The sequence below is a fragment of the Streptomyces sp. NPDC026394 genome, from assembly GCF_055567735.1.
In genome coordinates, this window is the sequence record NZ_JBVHPX010000012.1 from 101296 (window position 1) to 118849 (window position 17554).

At 74.2% G+C, this 17554-nt stretch carries 17 protein-coding genes and 1 pseudogene; 8 read left to right on the forward strand and 10 right to left on the reverse strand.

The window, feature by feature from the left end:
* Window positions 1-31 precede the first annotated feature (31 nt).
* On the reverse strand, window positions 32-220 hold the full coding sequence (locus ACZ4QV_RS25855; RefSeq protein WP_361587870.1) for a hypothetical protein: 189 nt from the start codon (window positions 218-220) through the stop codon (window positions 32-34).
* Window positions 221-412: 192 nt separating this feature from the next.
* Between ACZ4QV_RS25855 and ACZ4QV_RS25860 the strand changes: the two genes are divergently transcribed.
* Window positions 413-763 carry a hypothetical protein gene (locus tag ACZ4QV_RS25860; RefSeq protein WP_361615500.1) on the forward strand — a complete coding sequence of 117 codons (351 nt, stop codon included), beginning with the start codon at window positions 413-415 and terminating at the stop codon, window positions 761-763.
* Window positions 764-788: 25 nt separating this feature from the next.
* Here the strand turns inward: ACZ4QV_RS25860 and ACZ4QV_RS25865 are convergent, their stop codons facing one another.
* A complete protein-coding gene (locus ACZ4QV_RS25865; protein WP_361153697.1) occupies window positions 789-989 on the reverse strand; it encodes a hypothetical protein in 201 nt (66 codons plus the stop codon).
* Between the two features lie 431 nt (window positions 990-1420).
* Between ACZ4QV_RS25865 and ACZ4QV_RS25870 the strand changes: the two genes are divergently transcribed.
* From ACZ4QV_RS25870 to ACZ4QV_RS25880, 3 genes are all read left to right on the forward strand, one after another.
* The gene (locus tag ACZ4QV_RS25870; protein ID WP_361587874.1) at window positions 1421-2701 is read left to right on the forward strand and encodes a serine hydrolase domain-containing protein; all 1281 of its coding nucleotides are present in this window, start codon (window positions 1421-1423) and stop codon (window positions 2699-2701) included.
* A gap of 106 nt (window positions 2702-2807) precedes the next feature.
* Window positions 2808-3776 (forward strand): SGNH/GDSL hydrolase family protein, encoded by a 969-nt coding sequence (locus ACZ4QV_RS25875; RefSeq protein ID WP_361587876.1) that lies wholly within the window; start codon window positions 2808-2810, stop codon window positions 3774-3776.
* A gap of 97 nt (window positions 3777-3873) precedes the next feature.
* Entirely contained in the window at window positions 3874-4287 is a 414-nt protein-coding gene (locus ACZ4QV_RS25880; RefSeq protein WP_361153689.1) for a YchJ family protein, read from the forward strand.
* A gap of 77 nt (window positions 4288-4364) precedes the next feature.
* On the opposite strand, the gene ACZ4QV_RS25885 is transcribed toward ACZ4QV_RS25880, so the two are convergent.
* Entirely contained in the window at window positions 4365-4742 is a 378-nt protein-coding gene (locus ACZ4QV_RS25885; protein ID WP_361153686.1) for an RNA-binding S4 domain-containing protein, read from the reverse strand.
* A 66-nt stretch (window positions 4743-4808) separates the two neighbouring features.
* Window positions 4809-5915, reverse strand: coding sequence for a non-homologous end joining protein Ku (gene ku, locus ACZ4QV_RS25890; RefSeq protein WP_361153684.1), 1107 nt, complete (start codon window positions 5913-5915; stop codon window positions 4809-4811).
* A 41-nt stretch (window positions 5916-5956) separates the two neighbouring features.
* Between ku and ligD the strand changes: the two genes are divergently transcribed.
* The 4 genes from ligD (at window position 5957) to ACZ4QV_RS25910 (ending at window position 11203) form a co-directional block, all read left to right on the forward strand.
* Window positions 5957-6844 (forward strand): non-homologous end-joining DNA ligase, encoded by an 888-nt coding sequence (gene ligD / locus ACZ4QV_RS25895; protein ID WP_361153681.1) that lies wholly within the window; start codon window positions 5957-5959, stop codon window positions 6842-6844.
* Window positions 6845-7119: 275 nt separating this feature from the next.
* On the forward strand, window positions 7120-7785 hold the full coding sequence (gene snpA / locus ACZ4QV_RS25900) for a snapalysin (protein WP_361153678.1): 666 nt from the start codon (window positions 7120-7122) through the stop codon (window positions 7783-7785).
* Between the two features lie 513 nt (window positions 7786-8298).
* Window positions 8299-9606: a lycopene cyclase family protein gene (locus ACZ4QV_RS25905; RefSeq protein ID WP_361587879.1), complete on the forward strand. Its 1308-nt coding sequence runs from the start codon at window positions 8299-8301 to the stop codon at window positions 9604-9606.
* Window positions 9587-11203, forward strand: a complete 1617-nt coding sequence (locus ACZ4QV_RS25910; RefSeq protein ID WP_361587881.1) for an FAD-dependent oxidoreductase — start codon at window positions 9587-9589, stop codon at window positions 11201-11203. Before ACZ4QV_RS25905 ends, ACZ4QV_RS25910 begins: the two co-directional genes overlap by 20 nt.
* A gap of 54 nt (window positions 11204-11257) precedes the next feature.
* Here the strand turns inward: ACZ4QV_RS25910 and ACZ4QV_RS25915 are convergent, their stop codons facing one another.
* The 6 genes and pseudogenes from ACZ4QV_RS25915 to ACZ4QV_RS25940 form a co-directional block, all read right to left on the reverse strand.
* A complete protein-coding gene (locus ACZ4QV_RS25915; protein WP_361153670.1) occupies window positions 11258-11818 on the reverse strand; it encodes a cysteine hydrolase family protein in 561 nt (186 codons plus the stop codon).
* Between the two features lie 106 nt (window positions 11819-11924).
* Window positions 11925-12932, reverse strand: a complete 1008-nt coding sequence (locus ACZ4QV_RS25920; RefSeq protein ID WP_361153997.1) for a DUF5914 domain-containing protein — start codon at window positions 12930-12932, stop codon at window positions 11925-11927.
* 9 nt (window positions 12933-12941) lie between these two features.
* Window positions 12942-13892: pseudogene (locus ACZ4QV_RS25925) on the reverse strand (phytoene/squalene synthase family protein); the annotation flags it as partial.
* Window positions 13889-15478, reverse strand: a complete 1590-nt coding sequence (gene crtI / locus ACZ4QV_RS25930; RefSeq protein WP_361587883.1) for a phytoene desaturase family protein — start codon at window positions 15476-15478, stop codon at window positions 13889-13891. The pseudogene ACZ4QV_RS25925 and the gene crtI, both read right to left, overlap by 4 nt.
* A complete protein-coding gene (locus tag ACZ4QV_RS25935) occupies window positions 15475-16698 on the reverse strand; it encodes a polyprenyl synthetase family protein (protein WP_361153664.1) in 1224 nt (407 codons plus the stop codon). Before ACZ4QV_RS25935 ends, crtI begins: the two co-directional genes overlap by 4 nt.
* A 517-nt stretch (window positions 16699-17215) precedes the next feature.
* Entirely contained in the window at window positions 17216-17437 is a 222-nt protein-coding gene (locus tag ACZ4QV_RS25940; protein WP_030021569.1) for a helix-turn-helix domain-containing protein, read from the reverse strand.
* Window positions 17438-17554 lie beyond the last annotated feature (117 nt).

Consider the following 17554-nt stretch of genomic DNA (forward strand, 5'->3'; position numbering starts at 1 on the left):
GCAGGGGCTCAGCCGCTCGCCGGCCCCCGCCTCACTCCCGCCGCTCCGAGGACTCGTGGTCCTCCCGGGGGTCGAGCCCCAGGGCGTCGATCAGCATCGCCAGGTCCGCCGCACTCTCGGCGCGCCCCGCGAGCACCAGACGTGCCCGCCGCCGCTCCCGGTCGTGCGTACGCCGGGCCGCGTCCGGCGCCGGACCGGTGGTGTGGATGTCCTCGTCCATGCGGGCCATGATCGGTGATCGGACTGCTTCGGCGCGTGTCGGACGGGTCACTCCGGCCGGGTCTCTTCTGCGGCGCATGTCCGTGGGCCACCTTTCCTTCCGCGGTCCCCGCCCGCATTCCCCCGGCCACTGTGAGACACGACTCGGCGCGACCGCTGGCCCGGACCCGTACCCGGTTGTTAGGGAGGGAACATGAATACGGAGAACGAGAACACGACGGGAACCGACATACCGACGACGACCGACGTAAAGACGACGGACGGCACACCGGTCCCCGCCGACGTGCCGCCCACCCTGACCGTGACGGCCGTCAGCACCATCGAGCCGACCGCTCCCGACGACCGCGGTTCCGACGCGTGGATGGTCATCGAGACCGCCGAACAGGGCCAGCTCCTGCTCAACCTGCCGGGTCCGCTGTCCCAGGCCGTCAAGCAGGCCACCTACCTCCCGTCGCACCTCGCGGGCGACGGCCGGCTCCCGCTGAGCCGGGAGGACAGCGCCGCCTACCGTGCGCGCGTCGCCGCCCTGGTGTCACCGAACTGAGCGGTACGCCCCGCTCGCGGCACCGCTACGGCAGATACCGTTCGATCGCCGCGGCCCCCTTCTCCTCGATGAGCTTGCGGGCCTCCTCGACCCGCTCCGGCGTCGGTTCCAGTCCCCTGGCCATGACCAGGTCCTCCGGATCGAACGGGCGCTCTCCGCCCGTGTACAGCTCCCGCAGCCTCGCCGCGCGGGCCTCGTCGGAGCCCGGAGTGCTGTCCTTGCCCATGGCGCCTCCCGAAAGATCGCTCGGGTCCGGAGAGTCCCGCCGGCCGGCAGTGCCTCCGCTGCTTCCATCATGGGGCCGGTCCGGCAGCGCCGCACGGCGTGCCGATCAGGACCGGCCCGGGACCGCGCAGGGGAGAGGCACCCGGCGGGCAGTGCCCGCCGCCGCACCCGCGCGCTCGCCGGCAGGCCGTCGGCCGCGCTGTCCGCACCCCCGTAGCAGGGCGCCCCGCTCCGCTCCGCGTTCCCGGGCTCCCCGCCGACTCCGTACCCGCGCCGTCCACCGGTGAGCTGTCCGGGCTTGTCCGGGACAGGGTCCGCACGCTTCCGGACACGGCGCCGGACGCCGCCCCGCACGGTCAACCTCCGCTGTCCCCTCGGCGTCATTGACGCCGCAGGGGGCGCGTGGCCCCTTCGGCTCCCGGAGGCTGACCGATGACGCAGCGGACCGTACGGACCGTTCTGACCGCCCTGGCCACTACTGCGGCGGTGGGCGTCCCGGGATCGGCGCCCGCGTACGCGGCGGAGTCCGCCGCGCCGGGGCACGGGCATGTGCACGGGCATGCGCACGGGCACGCGGCGACCCAGGAGGCGCTGCGCCGGCTGGTGGACGTGGCCGGGCTGCCCGGTGTGGCGGCCGAGGTCCGGGACGGCGGCCAGCGGTGGTTCGGTTCGGCGGGTGTCGCGGACACCGGTACGGGGCGGGCCCGCTCGGCCGACGACCGTTTCCGGGCGGCGAGCATCACCAAACCGTTCATCGCCACCGTCCTCCTCCAACTGGAGGCGGAGCGGAGACTGCGCCTGGACGACACCGTGGAGACGTGGCTGCCGGGCCTGGTGCGGGGCCGGGGGAACGACGGCCGCACGATCATGCTGCGTCAGTTGCTCCACCACACCAGCGGCCTGCCCGACTTCACCGAGGACCCGGACTTCCGGACCAACTCCTCCGGCAGCCGCTTCCCCGAACACCGCTACGACAACCACACGCCCCAGGAGCTGGTGGCCATAGCGATGACGTACCCGCCGACGTCCGCGCCGGGGACGCGGGCCCGGTACTCGAACACCAACTTCGTCCTCGCCGGCCTGGTCATCGAGAAGGTGACGGGCCGTTCGTACGCCCGGGAGGTGACACGCCGGGTCATCGAGCCGCTGAAGCTGCGCGGTACGTCGTTCCCGGGGAGCCGGGCCACCATGCCGGACCCGCACCCCGTCGCGTACACCCGGCTGCACGACCCGGCCCCCGACGCGCCGGTCCACGACGCCACCGAGCAGAACATGACCTGGCTGGGGGCGGCGGGCGACATGATCTCCACCCTCGGCGACCTCAACCGGTTCCACCGGGCCCTGCTGGGCGGCGCGTTGCTGCCTCGCGCGCAGATGACGGAACTGCTCAGCGAGGTGCCGGCGGGGGAGGGCGTCGGCTTCGGGCTCGGTGTGGAGACCGCCGTGCTGTCCTGTGGCGTACAGGTGGTCGGCAAGACCGGCAGGACCAACGGCTCGATGTCCTTCTCGCTCGGTACGCGGGACGGCGGCCACCAACTGACGTTGAACATGAACGGTGACTGGCTGACGGACGAGACGCTGTACGTGAACGTGATCGAGGCGGAGTTCTGCGGCAAGGCACCCGCATCCGCACCGGCACCCGCACTCGCACCGGCATCCGCGCCGGCCGGGCAGCGGCCGGACCTCCGGCTGCCGGCCGCCCTCTTCGGGTAGCGGTCTTCTCCCGTGGGGCGCGGTGTGCTTGGCTGGTCTGCCCGTGCCGGTTGTGCAGTGCACCTGACATGAGCCACCGGCCGTACGCGCGAACAGGGGCGGCCCGATGACCCAGCGCTGGGTGGTACCGCTGCTCGGTGTGCTGGCCCTGGCCCTGGTCGGAGCCCTCGGCTGGAGTGTCGTCTTCGCCTCCGACCCCACGGACACGCCCTCCGGCCCGCGCCCGGCCGTGACCACCCCGGCACCCGGCGGCAGCGCCACCACGCCGCCGCCGGACGGGGCGGCGCAGAGCGCGCGGCCCGGACCGCCCGCCCGCGCCGTCCCCGCGATCTACCTCGGCGACTCCCTGGCCGTGGAGAGCCAGAAGGCACTCGCGGAACGGCTCCGCGCGAGCGGCCGGGTGCAGTTGCACAGCGCGCCGCACCCCGGCACGACACTGTGCGACTACCTGACGGCCTGGCGGGGAAAGTCGCTGGTCCCCGCCGGGGACAAGGCGGCCGCACTGGTACGGACGGTGCGCCCGCGCGTCGTGATCCTCCAGTTCTGGGGAAACGCCTGGGGCTACACCCCCTGCATGGCGGGCGCCACCTACGGTACGGCGGGCTACTACGACCGGTACGCCGCCGACGCGCGGGCGCTGACCGAGGAGATCGCCACGGCCGCCCGGGCAGTCGGCCTCGCCCGCCCGAAGATCGTCTGGGCCTCCCAGGCACCCGACGCCTTCCATCCGGACCGGATACGCAGGGTGAACGCCGTCTACGCCGACCGCGCCGCCGCGTCCGGCGACCTGTACGCGGACGCGGGCCGCACGCTCAGCCCCGCCGACGACCGCTACCGGTGGACTCGCCAACTGCCCTGCGACGCCTACGAGCGCGCGCAGCCCGCGTACTGCACCCACCCGGCCCCCGGCGGCGGCGTCACCGACCTGCACCGCACCGACGACGCCCTGCACTTCTGCCTGGCCCCGACCACCACCACACCCCGCCCGTGCCCCGTACGGTCGCCGGGCATCGACCGCTTCGCACGCGCCGTGACGGCCACGGTCGACGGCTGGCTGCGGAGCACGGCCGGCTGACGAGAGAGCTGTGCGAGACAGGCGGGAGAGCCGGGTGCGGGGCAGCTCAAGGGGGGGTACCGGTCGTGCGGCCTCCCGTAACGGTCACAATCTAGGAGTGTCCAAGAACCACGCGCGCCGACGAACGGCGATCGACCCCTCCGCCCCCTGCCCCTGCGGACTCCAGGCGTCCTACGGAGAGTGCTGCGCCCGCTTCCACCAGGGACAGGCGGCCGCCCCCACCGCCGAGCGGCTGATGCGCTCGCGCTACAGCGCCTTCGCGGCCGGTGACGCACCGTACCTGCTGCGCACCTGGCACCCCGCGACCCGCCCGGCGGACCTGGACTTCGAGCCGAAGCAGCGGTGGACGCGACTGGAGATCGTCGCCACGACGGGCGGCAGCGCCTTCCACAGCGAAGGCACCGTCCGGTTCCGGGCGCACTACACGCTGAACGGAGAGCCCGGCGTCCAGGAGGAGAACAGCCGCTTCGTGCGGGACGAGGGCGCCTGGGTGTACCTGAGCGAGCTGTGAGCGCGCCGGGCGGCCGTACGGCAAGCCACTGAGCCCTCCCGTACCGCTGCCCGGCGGCGCATCCGTCCCCGCCGGGCTCAGCGGCTGCCGCGCAACTGCTCCAGCTCGCGCCGGTCGCGCTTGGTGGGCCGCCCGGCGCCGCGGTCGCGGTGACCGACCGCGGCGATCTCCTCACGGGGCGGCGGCGGGGGACTGTTGTCGACGAAGCACTCCGCGGCGACCGCGGCGCCGACCCGCTTGCGCACCAGGCGCGAGACCACCACGACGCGCTCGCGCCCGGCGTGCCGCAGCCGGACCTCGTCGCCCGGCCGCACCGCCTGGGCGGCCTTTGCCCGCTCCCCGTTGACCCGTACATGTCCGCCACGGCAGGCCGTCGCGGCCGCCGAACGCGTCTTGGTCAGCCGGACGGACCAGATCCAGCTGTCGACGCGCACCGTTCCCTCGTCTGAAGCCATGCACCGACCTTAAGGCCACCGGGGGCCGCCGGAGGACCCCTGTCGGAACCGCTCGCGCGGGGTGTCTCAGGCCGACGCCTTCTTCCCGCTCCGCTTGGCGCTGCTCTTCTTCGCGGCGGACTTGGCCGTGGACGGCTTCGCCGCGGTCTTCTTGCCGCCCGAGCCGCCGTTCCCGGCCGTCTTCTTCGTGCCGGAACCGCCCGACGCCTTGCCGGAAGCGGTCTTCTTGGCGGCCGGTCCGGACGTCTTACGGGCCGCTGCCGTCTTCTTGGCGCCGCTGCCGGACGCAGCCTTCGCCGCGGTCTTCTTCGCCGTCTTGCGGCTCCCGATCGGCGTGACCGACGCCGACTCCTCGTCCTGCTCCGCCTCGGCCCCGCCGCCCCCGCCCTCCCCGCGCGATTCGCGCGCCGCGCGGACGCTGTTCTCCAGCGCGGCCATCAGGTCGATGACCTTGCCGCCGGCGCCGGGCGCGGCCCGGGGAGCGGTCGGCTCGCCGCCCTCCAGCTTCGCGGAGACCAGCTCCTCGACGGCCTCCCGGTAGTCGTCGTGCAGCTCGGACTCGTCCAGGTCGCCGAGCGAGTCCATCAGGGTCTCGGCGAGGGTCAGCTCGTTCTCCCGGATCTCGACCTTGTCGCTCGGGGCGACGGTGCGCGCCGAGCGGACCTGGTCCGGCCAGAGCAGGGTGTGCATGGCGATCGCCCCGTCGTGCGACCGGAGCATGGCCAGCGTCTCCCGCCCGTGCATGGCGACCTTGCCGATCGCGACCTTCTCCTGGTGCTCCAGCGCGTCCCGCAGCAGGGCGTACGGCTTGGCGGCGGCGACGCCGTTGGGCCCCAGGAAGTAGGACTTGTCGAACTGGAGCGGGTCGATCTCGTCCGCGCCCACGAAGGCCAGGATGGTCAGGGTCTTGGTCGTCGGCAGCGGCAGCTTGGCCAGGTCCTCGTCGGTGATCGGCACGATCGTGTCGTCCGCGGCCTGGTAGCCCTTGCCGACCTCCTCGTTGGGGACCTCCTCGCCGTCCAGCTCGCACACCTTGCGGTAGTGGATCCGGCCGCCGTCCTTCTCGTGGATGCGGACGAACGAGACGGAGGCGGTGCGCTCGGTCGCGCTGTAGGTCTTCACGGGGATGCTGACCAGCCCGAAGGAGATAGACCCGTTCCAAACAGATCGCATGTCTCATCCTTGCCGTGGCATTTGTATGGGATGGTCATCGTATGTCGCCAATCACCGTCGTGGAGGGGCGGCGGCTGTCGCTCACCAACCTGGACAAGGTCCTGTATCCGCGGACCGGCACCACCAAGGGCGAGCTGCTGCACTACTACGCCACCACCGCGGGCGCCCTCCTCGCCCACGTCCACGACCGGCCCGTCTCCTTCCTGCGGTATCCCGACGGGCCCGACGGCCAGCAGTTCTTCACCAAGAACGTGCCGCCCGGGACGCCCGCATGGGTGAAGACCACCGAGGTGCCCGGCAGCACGGCGAAGTCCCGGCAGCAGGTGCTGGTCCGCGACGTACCGACCCTGATGTGGGCCGCCAACCTCGTCGTCGAGCTGCACACCCCGCAGTGGACCGCCGCCGCGCCCCGCATCGCCGACCGCCTGGTGTTCGACCTCGACCCGGGGGAGCCGGCCACGATCGTGGAGTGCTGCGGGGTGGCCCGGTGGCTGCGCGAGCGCCTGGCGGCCGACGGCCTCAACGTCTACGCGAAGACCAGCGGCTCGAAGGGCCTGCACATCCTCGTGCCGATCGAGCCGACGCCCTCGGACGACGTCACGGCGTACGCCAAGGCGATCGCCGTCGAGGCGGAGCAAACCCTGCCCGGCCATGTCGTGCACCGGATGACCAAGGCCCTGCGGCCGGGCAAGGTCTTCATCGACTTCTCGCAGAACTCGGCCTCCAAGACCACCGCCGCTCCCTACACGGTGCGCGCCCGCGAGCTGCCGACCGTCTCCGCCCCCGTGACCTGGGACGAGATCGAGGCCTGTACGGACCCGGAGCAGCTCACGTTCCTCTTCGACGCCGTCGCCGAGCGCCGTGAGCGCCACGGCGACCTGCTCGCGCCCCTGCTCAACCTCAATCGGGCGCGTCCGCTGCCCTGCTGACGTCCGGGCCCGCGCCCGCGTCGAACGCGTACGGAATACGTCATTCGACGTAGCCGGTGATGACATGGGCAGGTGCCACATTCCCATGCCAACGGTGTGAACGGCGCCTTCGCCCTGTCATGAACCTTGGGTGACAAGGGAGTTGCGCCCGCCCGCGCACCCGGACACCCGGGGCGATGTCACGGCACTATCACCAAAAGCTGTCATCCGCAGCGGACCTTGATTCCTTCACAATCCCGGTACCAAATCCCTCCCACGGATGACGAGGTTCCCCCATGAGACCCACCCGTACGGTCCTCACCGCCGTGCTCGGCCTCGGTCTGGCCGCCTCCCTCGGTACCGTCCCCGCCACCGCCGCCTCCGCGCCGGCCGCCCCCTCCGGCGCGAGCGTCTCCACCCCGGCCTCCATAGCCAAGTACACCGGCTCGGCCGAGGAGTCCGCGGCCAACAAGGCGTTCTTTCAGGCTGTCATGAAGGCAGCCGCCGCCAAGCGCGCGGCGACGCCCGGCGTCAAGGCCGTCACCGTCACGTACAACGCGAGCAGCGCCCCCACCTTCCGCAGCCAGATAGCGCGCAGCACGCAGATCTGGAACAGCTCGGTGAACAACGTGAAGCTCCAGGAAGGCTCCAGGGGAGACTTCTCGTACCGGGAGGGCAACGACCCCCGCGGCTCCTACGCGAGCACCGACGGCCACGGCCGGGGCTACATCTTCCTCGACTACCGGCAGAACCAGCAGTACAACTCGACCCGCGTGGTGGCCCACGAGACGGGTCACGTCCTCGGCCTGCCCGACCACTACTCGGGCCCGTGCAGCGAGCTGATGTCGGGTGGCGGCCCCGGCCCCTCCTGCCAGAACACCAACCCGAACGCGCAGGAGCGCGCCCGGGTGGACGCCCTGTGGCGCAACGGCCTGGTGGCGCAGCTCGCCCCGGTCTCCTGACCCCTGACCTGCTGATCTCCTGATCTGCTGACGACTGCCGCGCGGCGGGGACCGGCCCCTGCCGCGCGGCAGACGCATGCGTACGGGACGTACGGGCGTACGGACGGCCGGGTGCACCGGGTGTGACCGGCGGGGAGCGATATGCGTCACAACGATCTGATTTGGTGTAGAGGGCATCGATGCTTTATTGTTCAATTGATCACGGGCCGTGCGGACCCTTCGTCGATTCGTCGACGATGACCGGTGTCCCCGCCCGTTCCGGACCGCCCCGGCCAGCTCCCCCCGTCTGGCCGGGGCTTTCTCCGTTTCCGTACGGACGCCCCGGGCCCGCCGCCGCGCGTGTCACGGACCGGCCGCCGCCCGGCCGGCGTGGTAAGGATCATGACGAAGATCCCCGGCCCGGAGCCGGCGGTCGGAAGGTGGCCCCGGGGCCGGTGGAACCCGGCCGGGCGGGCACCCGCAGACGTGACGGACCCGTCGATGCGGTGCCGGGCGGTACGGGAGGGAGTCGGCGTGTACGACACGGAGGTGGCCGTCGTGGGCGGCGGCGCCGCGGGACTCTCCCTCGCCCACCGGCTCTGCGCCCCGCCGCCCGGTGCCCGCTGCCCCCAGGTGACCGTCGTGGACGCGCCACCGGGACCGCTCAGGCCCCCCGAACGCACCTGGTGCTACTGGGAGCGGCCGGACGGCGAGTACGACGGCGTGCTGGCGGCCTCCTGGGACCGGCTCCGCGTCCACGGGACCGACGGAGCGCCGCTGACCGGGCGCCCGGCACCGCTGCGGTACAAAATGCTGCGCTCCGGCGCGTTCGAGGAACTGGTCGGTGACCGGCTCGCGGACACCCCCTCGGCACGCCGGGTGACGGCCGTCGTGGACGACGTGCGTACGCTGCCGGGCGGCGCCGAGGTCCGCGGTACGACGGCGGAGGGCGCCCCCGTACGGCTCCGGGCCCGCTGGGTCTTCGACTCCCGGCCGCTGCCCGCCCTGCCGCCCGCCCGCACCACCCTGCTCCAGCACTTCCACGGCTGGTTCGTCCGCACCGAACGGCCCGAGTTCGACCCCGCGACCGCCGACCTGATGGACTTCCGCACCCCACAGCCGGACCACGGGCTCTCCTTCGGCTACGTCCTCCCGCTCGGCCCGCACGAGGCGTTGGTCGAGTACACCGAATTCTCCGCCGCCCCGCTCGACGAGGCCGCCTACCACCGTGCGCTGCGCCACTACCTCACGGAGGTCCGCCCGCTCGGCCCGTACCGGATCACCGCCTCCGAACAGGGCGTCATCCCGATGACCGACGCGCGCTTCCCCCGCGGCGCGGGGCCCGGCGTCTTCCGGATCGGTGCCGCGGGCGGCGCCACCCGGCCGTCGACCGGCTACACCTTCGCCGCCGTCCAGCGCCAGACCCGGGCCATCGCCGCCGCCTTCCACCGGGGCCGCGCCCCGGCCCCGCCGCCTCCGCACTCCGCGCGCTCCCGGCTGATGGACGCCGTCCTGCTGCGCGCCCTCGACCGCGGACGCATCGACGGCGCCGACTTCTTCACCGGGCTGTTCCGCGGCGTACCGATGGAACGGCTGCTGCGCTTCCTGGACGGCGGCACCCGGCTGCGCGAGGACCTGTCGATCGGTCTGCACACCCCCGTCCTGCCCATGCTGCGCACCGTGGCCGAGCTGCCGGGGCTGCGCCGCCGTCCGTCCGTACGCCCGGCCCGTACGGAGAGCGGCACGCCGAAGACCGCACCGGCCGTCGCCCCGACCCCCGCGCCGGACACCGCCCCGGCCCCGCACAGGAACGGACCGTCCGATGACGACCCTCCCGGATGAAGCCGCCCCGGCCGTACTCCCGGCCGCCGCCCGGCGTCCCCCCGCCGCGCCGCGCCGGGGCCGGGACCGGCGCGCCCGTGTCGTGCCGCCGGCGCCGGGCCGGGCGAGGATCACCGGCGAGGCGCCGCACGCCGCGGTGATCGGCGGCGGCATCGCCGGACTGGCCGCGGCCACCGGACTCGCCGAACGGGGCGTCCGGGTCACGCTGTACGAGCGGGAACCGGGGCTCGGCGGCCGGCTCGCCGGACGGCCGGTCCGCCTCGCCGACGGCTCCGGGGCGACCATGACCCGCGGCTTCCACGCCTTCTTCCGCCAGTACTACAACCTGCGCGGACTGCTGCGGCGCGCCGACCCGGCGCTGGCCGCGCTCACCGGGCTGCCCGACTATCCGCTGCGCCACAGCAGCGGCCTCCAGGACAGCTTCGCCCACGTCCCGCGCACACCCCCGTGGAGCGCCGTCGGCTTCGCCGCGCTCAGCCCGACGTTCACCCTGCGCGAGATGGCCCGGATGAACCCGCGCGCCGCCCTGCCGTTGCTCGACGTACGGACCCCCGGCGTGTACGAGCGTCTGGACGGCGTCAGCGCGCGCCAACTGCTGGACCGCATCCGCTTTCCCGAGGCCGCGCACCACCTGGCGTTCGAGGTGTTCTCCCGCAGCTTCTTCGCCGACCCCGGGGAACTGTCGGCCGCCGAGATGGCCCTGATGTTCCACATCTACTTCCTCGGCTCCAGCGAAGGGCTGCTGTTCGACGTCCCCGGCGAGCCGTTCCCGCAGGCACTCTGGGAACCGCTGGGACGTTACCTGACCGGGCACGGCGTCACCCTCCGGACCGGATGCGCGGTGGAGTCCGTGGAGTCCGGCCCGGGCAGTGCGGGGGTGACCGTACGAGGCGGCCACGGCGCTACGCGCCACGACGCGGTCGTGCTCGCCCTCGACGTGACCGGGCTGCGCCGCCTGGTCGCCGCCTCACCGGGGCTGGGCGACCCGCGATGGCGCGCACGGATGTCGCGGCTGCGTACCGCACCGCCGTTCCTCGTCTCCCGGCTCTGGCTCGACCGCCCGGTGGCCCCTGACCGGCCCGGTTTCCTCGGCACCAGCGGCTACGGCCCGCTCGACAACGTCAGCGTGCTGGAGCGCTGGGAAGGGGAGGCGGCCCGGTGGACCTCCCGTAACGGCGGCTCGGTGGTGGAACTGCACGCGTACGCGCTCGCCACGGACACCGCCCGGCAGGCGCAACAGGACCGGCTGATCGGCCAACTCCGGCGCGTCTACCCGGAGACGGGCCGGGCGAAGGCCGTCGACGCCCGGCACGAGTGGCACGCGGACTGCCCCCTGTTCCCGGTGGGCGGCTATCACGACCGTCCCACCGTACGCACCCCCGACCCGGCCGTGACGGTCGCCGGCGACCTCGTACGCACCGACCTGCCGGTGGCCCTGATGGAACGCGCGGCCACCACGGGCTTCCTCGCCGCCAACACCCTGCTGGAGCGGTGGGGCGTGCGCGGCCAGACCCTGTGGACGGTCCCGGACCGCGGCCGCTCGGCGGTGCTGCGCGGACTGGCGCGACTGCTGGGCGGGAGGAGCGGGAGACCGTGAACTCGGCAGCGTCCGGTGCCGGAGCGGACCGAAGACGCCCTTCGGCGCCTGCCGCTACCGAGGAGCGATCGCCTTGACCCAGTCGTCGACGGTGACGACATCCGCCCACTGCGGGAACAGCCGCTCGACGAGGACCCGGTGCAGCTCCGGATCGGTGTCCAGACAGGCGTCGGGCAGGACGGTGAGGCCGAAGTCCAGGTCGTTCGCCTGGCACAGGGTGGACAGCACCACGGCGCTGGTGGCGATGCCGGTCAGGACGAGGCTGTCGATGCCACGCGCCCGCAGCACCACGTCGAGATCGCTGCCCGAGAACGCGCTCGCCCGCCGCTTGGTGACCACCACCTCGCCCGGCCGGGGCGCCACCTCGGGGTGGATCTCGGTGCCCGGCGCGCCCTCCACGAACAGGCCGGCCTCCGCGATGGCGGCCAGCGGCCGGTTCCGCGTGCCGACTTCGGGGAAACCGGAACGCAGCGCGATGACCACGTAGATCACGGGTATGTCCGCCGCCCGGGCCCCGTCGATCGCCCTGCGCAGGCGCGGCAGGTAACCGGAGCCGTCGTCGGCGAGGTCCACGATGGCCCGTTGGACGTCCATCACAAGAAGAGCGCTGCTCATGTCGTCTCCGGGAACGAAGTCGGTCCGGCGCCCGAACGGGCCGGCATCGGAACGGGCCGGTGGGGCCCGGCCGTTCGCATCCTACGCGGCCCCTCGACACGGCCCCTCAACCGGGAAAGCGCCCCGAACTGCGCAGCTCCCACCGCCGCTCCGCGTACGCCATGTCGTCGCGCCACAGACGCCCCGCCGTCGCCCGCATCAGCGGACGCAGCAGGGGAGCGGCCGCGCGGGCCACCGCGAATCCCGGGCGGGCGGAGGCGGCGACGACCGCTTCCACGACGGCGGTGCGCGGGCGGCCGCAGGCATCGGCGCCGAGCGGGGTGGCGTGGGTCTCCACGACGGATCCCGCGCCCTCGCCCTCGGTGATGCGCATGACCACGGTGCGCGGCCCGGGCGCGGTGAACTCCGCGCGGACCGGGACGACCAGCCGCCCGGCCACCTTGAAGGAGACGTCCACGGTCAACGCGTCCTCCGGGCCCGCCGGACCGTCCGTCACGGTCAGGTCGACGAAGGAGTACGGGTGGAACCAGGCGCCGTGCCACGGGTCGAGCCGGTTGGCGACCACGTCGTCCGGTTCGCAGCGTCCGACGCCGGTGTACACGGACGCCACGGTGCCGGCGGTGTCCGGACGCCGCGGGACACGGGGCCTGGCCAGCGGCTCCTCGCCGCCCGCCCGGTCCAGACGTACCCAGACCAGTACCCCGTCGTCGTACACCGGGTACGGCTCCCACCCGGCGAAGGGGCCGCCGTCCAGGGCGAGTCCGTGCCAGTGGCAGACGAGGGTGCCGCACCGCACCGGACTGTCCTTCAGGGGCGCGCCCAGATGCGGGCAGGCGCCGGGGCCGCCGCGCAGCCGTCCGTCGGCGGCGCGCCACAGCACCACCTCCGTCCCGGCGACGGTCCGTCCCAGCGGGCGGTCCCGGCCGACCTCCCGCGTGGCGCCCACGGCGTACCAGTTGCCGGACGGCCGGGACCTGGCACGCTCCAGCGCGCCGGCGATCACGCCGGGCGCGGCGTCCCGCCAGGTGGGCCGCTGGCGCTCCCACGCGACGGGGCGCCGGCGCAGGCTCAGCGGGTACCGGCCGCGTCCGGCGGGGCGGCGGGGAGCGTCCAAGGTGATTCCTCCCGGGCGTGTCGCGGTGCGTTCTGCCGTGCGGGCCGCCGTGACCCGTACCAGTCCGTCCAGGGCCACGGTCGCGCGGACCGGGCGCGAGACGACGGCGCGGCGGTGCAGGACCGCGTAGCCGTCGGCCTCCACGGCGTCCAGGATGCCGCGGTAGAGGATGAAGGCGGTACGGATGCACGGCCGGGACACCGGGTCGAGCATGGCGACGCCGGGCGCGGCCCGGCGGTACACGCCACGGGTGAGGTCGGCGGCGGCCCGCAGCGCCGCGGTGATCCGGGCGTCCGCACCGCCGGTCAGCCGGCTCCACCGGAGCAGTTCCCGGTCCACGTCGTGCGCGGCCAGCAGGTCGGCGGGGAGGTAGACGCGGCCCCGGTCCAGGTCCTCGCCCACGTCCCGCAGGAAGTTGGTGAGCTGGAACGCCGCTCCGAGCGCGGCGGCGTGCGGCGCGGCCTCCTCGCGCGGCGTGACCGTGCCGAGGACCGGCAGCATCTGGAGACCGATGACCTCGGCCGAGCCGTACATGTACCGGCGCAGGTCGTCGTAGGTCGGGTAGTCGGTCACCTCCAGGTCGGCGCGCATGGAGGCCATGAAGGCGGTGAAGTACGCCGGGTCGATGCCGTAGACGGCGCTGGTGTGCGCGAGCGCCCGTACGACCGGTTCGTCGCCGCCGCTCCGGGCGAGGCCCGCGTTCAACTGCGTCTCCAGGGCACGCAGGGCGGTGGCGCGTTCCTCGGGCGTGGCGTCGGCGTCCAGGCTGTCGACGATGTCGTCCGCCCAGCGGGCGAACCCGTACAGGGCGTGCACGGCGGGCCGGCGGGCGACCGGCAGCAGCCTGGTGGCCAGGAAGTACGTCTTGCCGTGCCGGGCGTTGAGCCGGCGGCAGTGGGCGTAGGCGGCGCGCAGCGCGGGGTCGGTGATGCCCGCGGCGTCGAGTTCCCGGGCGGTCACGGGGCCTCCTCCGGGGTGCGGGGGCCCTCCGGTGCCGAGGTGCCTCCGGGCGTACGGGCGGGGCGGCGGCGCGCGCCGAGGTCGGTCACCCTGGCGGGCCTCGTGGGACCGCCGCCGGTCACCCGTGCGGCGGCCAGCTTCCCCGATACCAGCACGGTGGGCACCCCGACGCCCGGGGTGGTGCCGCACCCGGCCAGTACGGCGTTCTCGGTGCCGCGCACGAGGTTGCGGGGGCGGAAAGGGCCGGTCTGCGCGAAGGTGTGGGCGGCGGAGAACGGGGTGCCCGCGCCGTGCCCTTGGCGGGTCCAGTCCGCGGGGGTGACCAGGCACTCCTCCTCGGCCGCCGTGTCCAGGCCGGTGAAGCCGCGCCGGTCCAGTTCGGCGAGGAGCGCGGCGCGGTAGCGGGGGCCGAGGTCACGCCAGGCGTGCGCGCCGGGCCCGATGTCGGTGTTGGGGCAGGGCGCGAGGACGTAGTGCAGATGGCGGCCCGGCGGGGCGAGCGACGGGTCGGTGGCGGTCGGCCGGGTCAGCAGCAGCGAGGGGTCGCTCATCAGCGTTCCGGTACGAGTCAGTTCGTGGAACGTCCGGTGCCAGGCGGCGCCGAACGAGAGGGTGTGGTGACCCGGCTCCGGCCAGGTCGCGGGCGTGCCCGCGTGCAGGACGACGGCCGAGGGGGAGCGGCGCAGCGGCAGGGGGCGGCGCGGGGTGCGGCCGAGCAGGCGGTACGCCTCGGGCAGGTCGGCGGTGAGCACCACCGCGTCGCACGGGACGCGTCCGGCGTCGGTGACGACGGCGGTGACCCGGTCGCCTGAACGTTCCAGCGCGCGCACCTCGCACCCGTACCGGAACTCCCCGCCCGCCTCGGCCGCGGCGTCCGCCATGGCGCGGGGCAGCGCGTACATCCCGCCGCGCGGGAAGTACACGCCGGCCACCGTGTCCATGTAGGCGATGACGGCGTACGCGGCGAGCGCACGGGCCGGCGGCACACCCGCGTACAGGGACTGGAAGGAGAAGACGCGGCGCACCCGCTCGTCGGCCAGGAACCGGCCGATACGGGCGTCGAGCCGGCCGAAGCCGCCGAGCGCCGCGAGGCGGGCGAGGTCGGGGTGGAGCAGATGCAGCGGCGAGTCGAAGTTGGCGTCGATGAAGCGCCGCATCTGGACCGTGTACAGGCGGCTCAGCCAGGAGCGCAGCCGCCGGTAGCCCACGGCCTCCCGGGCCCCGGCGAACCGTTCGATCTCGGCCTCCATGGCCTCCGCGCCGGTGTGCACGTCGAGCGTGCTGCCGTCGGCGAACCGGGCGCGGTAGGCGGGGTGCAGGGGCACCAGGTCCAGCCGCCCGGCCATCGAGGCGCCGACCGCGGCGAACGCCTCCTCGGCGAGGTCCGGCATGGTCAGCACGGTCGGCCCGGTGTCGATCAGGTAGCCGCCGCGTTCGAGGCGGCCGCACCGGCCGCCGGGCCGGAGGTCGCGCTCGACCACGGTCACCCGCCGCCCGGCGCCGAGCAGATGCAGCGCGGCGGACAGCCCGGACAGCCCGGCACCGATGACGACGACGTGGTCGGTGCGGCCGGGGACGGACTTCACCGCTCACCTGCGCGGGCCGCCACGACGGGCACCGTTGCGGGAGGGCCGCCCGGCGGGGCGTGCGTACGGGCACCGGCCGTGGCCCGGAGCAGCGCGTGCAGGTGGCGGAGGGCGGCCGGGTCGGCGGCGCGGACGTCGGCCAGGTGCGCCACACTCCGGTCGGCGAGGATCTCGACCTTGTCCTCCAGCGCGGCACGGGCCCCGGTCGAGACGAACACGTCCCGTACGCGGTCCACGGCGGCGGCCGAGAGGCCCGGGTCGCCCAGTGCCGCGTCGAGGACGCCGAGGGCCCCGTCGTCGCCGGCGGCTTCCGCCCGGGCGCGGGCGACCGCGGTGAGGTAGGTCAGCTTGCCTTCGCGAATGTCGTCACCGGACGGTTTCCCGGTCTCCTCCGGGTCGCCGAACACCCCCAGCAGGTCGTCGTGGAGCTGGAAGGCGAGCCCGGCGCAGCGGCCCGCCGAGCGCAGCGCACCGGCGGTCCGGTCGTCGGCGCCGGCCAGCGCGGCGCCCATCAGCAGCGGCCGTTCGACCGAGTAGCGGGCGCTCTTGAGGCGGGCGGTGCGGACCGCGCGGGCGGGGGAGCGGCACGCGGTGGCCTGGCCGTGCAGGTCGAGGTACTGGCCGGCGACCATCTCGGTCCGCATGGTCCGCCACAGCGCGTGCACCGCGGACCGCGCGGGGGCGGGGAAGCGGGTGTCCATGACGGTGTCGTCGGCCCAGGCCAGCGCGAGGTCACCGGCCAGGATCGCCGCGGACCGGCCGAACGTCTCCGCCGGCCGGGCGAACGTTTCCGCCGACCGGTCGGAACGGTCCTGGCCGGGCCGGCGGGCGTACTGCCCCCGCAGCTCGGCGTGCAGAGCGGGCCTGCCCCTGCGCAGCTCGGCGCCGTCCATCACGTCGTCGTGCACCAGCGCACAGGTCTGGACGAGTTCGAGTGCGGCGGCCAGCCGCAGCGCGGCGCCCGCCGTCTCACCGCCGCCACCGCAGACCCGCAGGCCCCACCACACGAACCGGCCGCGCAGCCGCTTGCCGCCGCCCAGCGTGAAGCGCGCGACGCGTTCGGCGATGTCACGGCCGAACAGGGCGTCGGCCGCCGCGGCCTCGGCGAGCCGCGCACCGAGCACCTCGTCCAGCACCCGTTCGACGGCGCCCGCGACGTCCGCGTCCACCGCCCGGGCCCGGTCCGCGCCCTGGTCGTCCGCTGTCCGGATACGGCGCATCACCCGTCCTTCCGTCGAACCGGCCGGTGGGCGCTGCCTCACATGGACCGCGGCCACCCCTCGGACGCGTCGCCGGGCGGGCCGGTCGCGTGTCCGGCGACGCCGGCGCCCGTGCCCGCAGTTCACCACGGGACCCGCGGGTCGTCGGGACGCCACGTCCGGGCCTGGTCCCTTCGGGGGACGCCGGTGACCGCCGTGGAGCACGGCGGCGGTCCGGGGCGGGTGGTGCCCGTCGGCGCGTGCGCGCCCGCTTCCCCTGCTCCGTCCGGCCGTGCCGGTGATGAGCCGTCCATGGCCAACGGGCGCCCTCCGCTCGGCTTCGGCGTCCGGCGGCGGGTACCCGCCGCCGCCCCGCGAAACCGGATGGCGCCCATCGTTCGCACACCGGCTCGTAGCACCGGCGGACGGCAAGGCAGCGGACACACTCCCGTGAGGTTGTCCGGATACCGGCCATTGAACGGGCGAGATTCAGCCAACGCGGGCGCGCCGCCGCGGACGCGCCCGGACCCGCGGACCGTCAGCCGCTGTTCTGCGCCAACTGGAGACGTACGAGATGAGCGAGGGTCGGAGCCGGGTGCTTGGCCCGTATACGGCGCAAGTAGGTGCTGACCGTATGGACGCTGATGCCCAGACGCCTGGCCGTCTGGTCGTACGTCAGGCCGTCCGCGATGTGCGACAGTACCTCTCGCTCCCGGGGGGACAGCAGTGGCGGCATGGTGGGCGCGCTGTGGTCCGACATCTCTTCCTCCAAGGGGGTGATGGTGGAGCAGGGAAGATCCGGCGGCCCGCGGCGTCAGGACGATCGGTCCGGCGGCGCGGGCGGAGCGGATGGAGCGGGGCAAGGCCGTTGTACGGC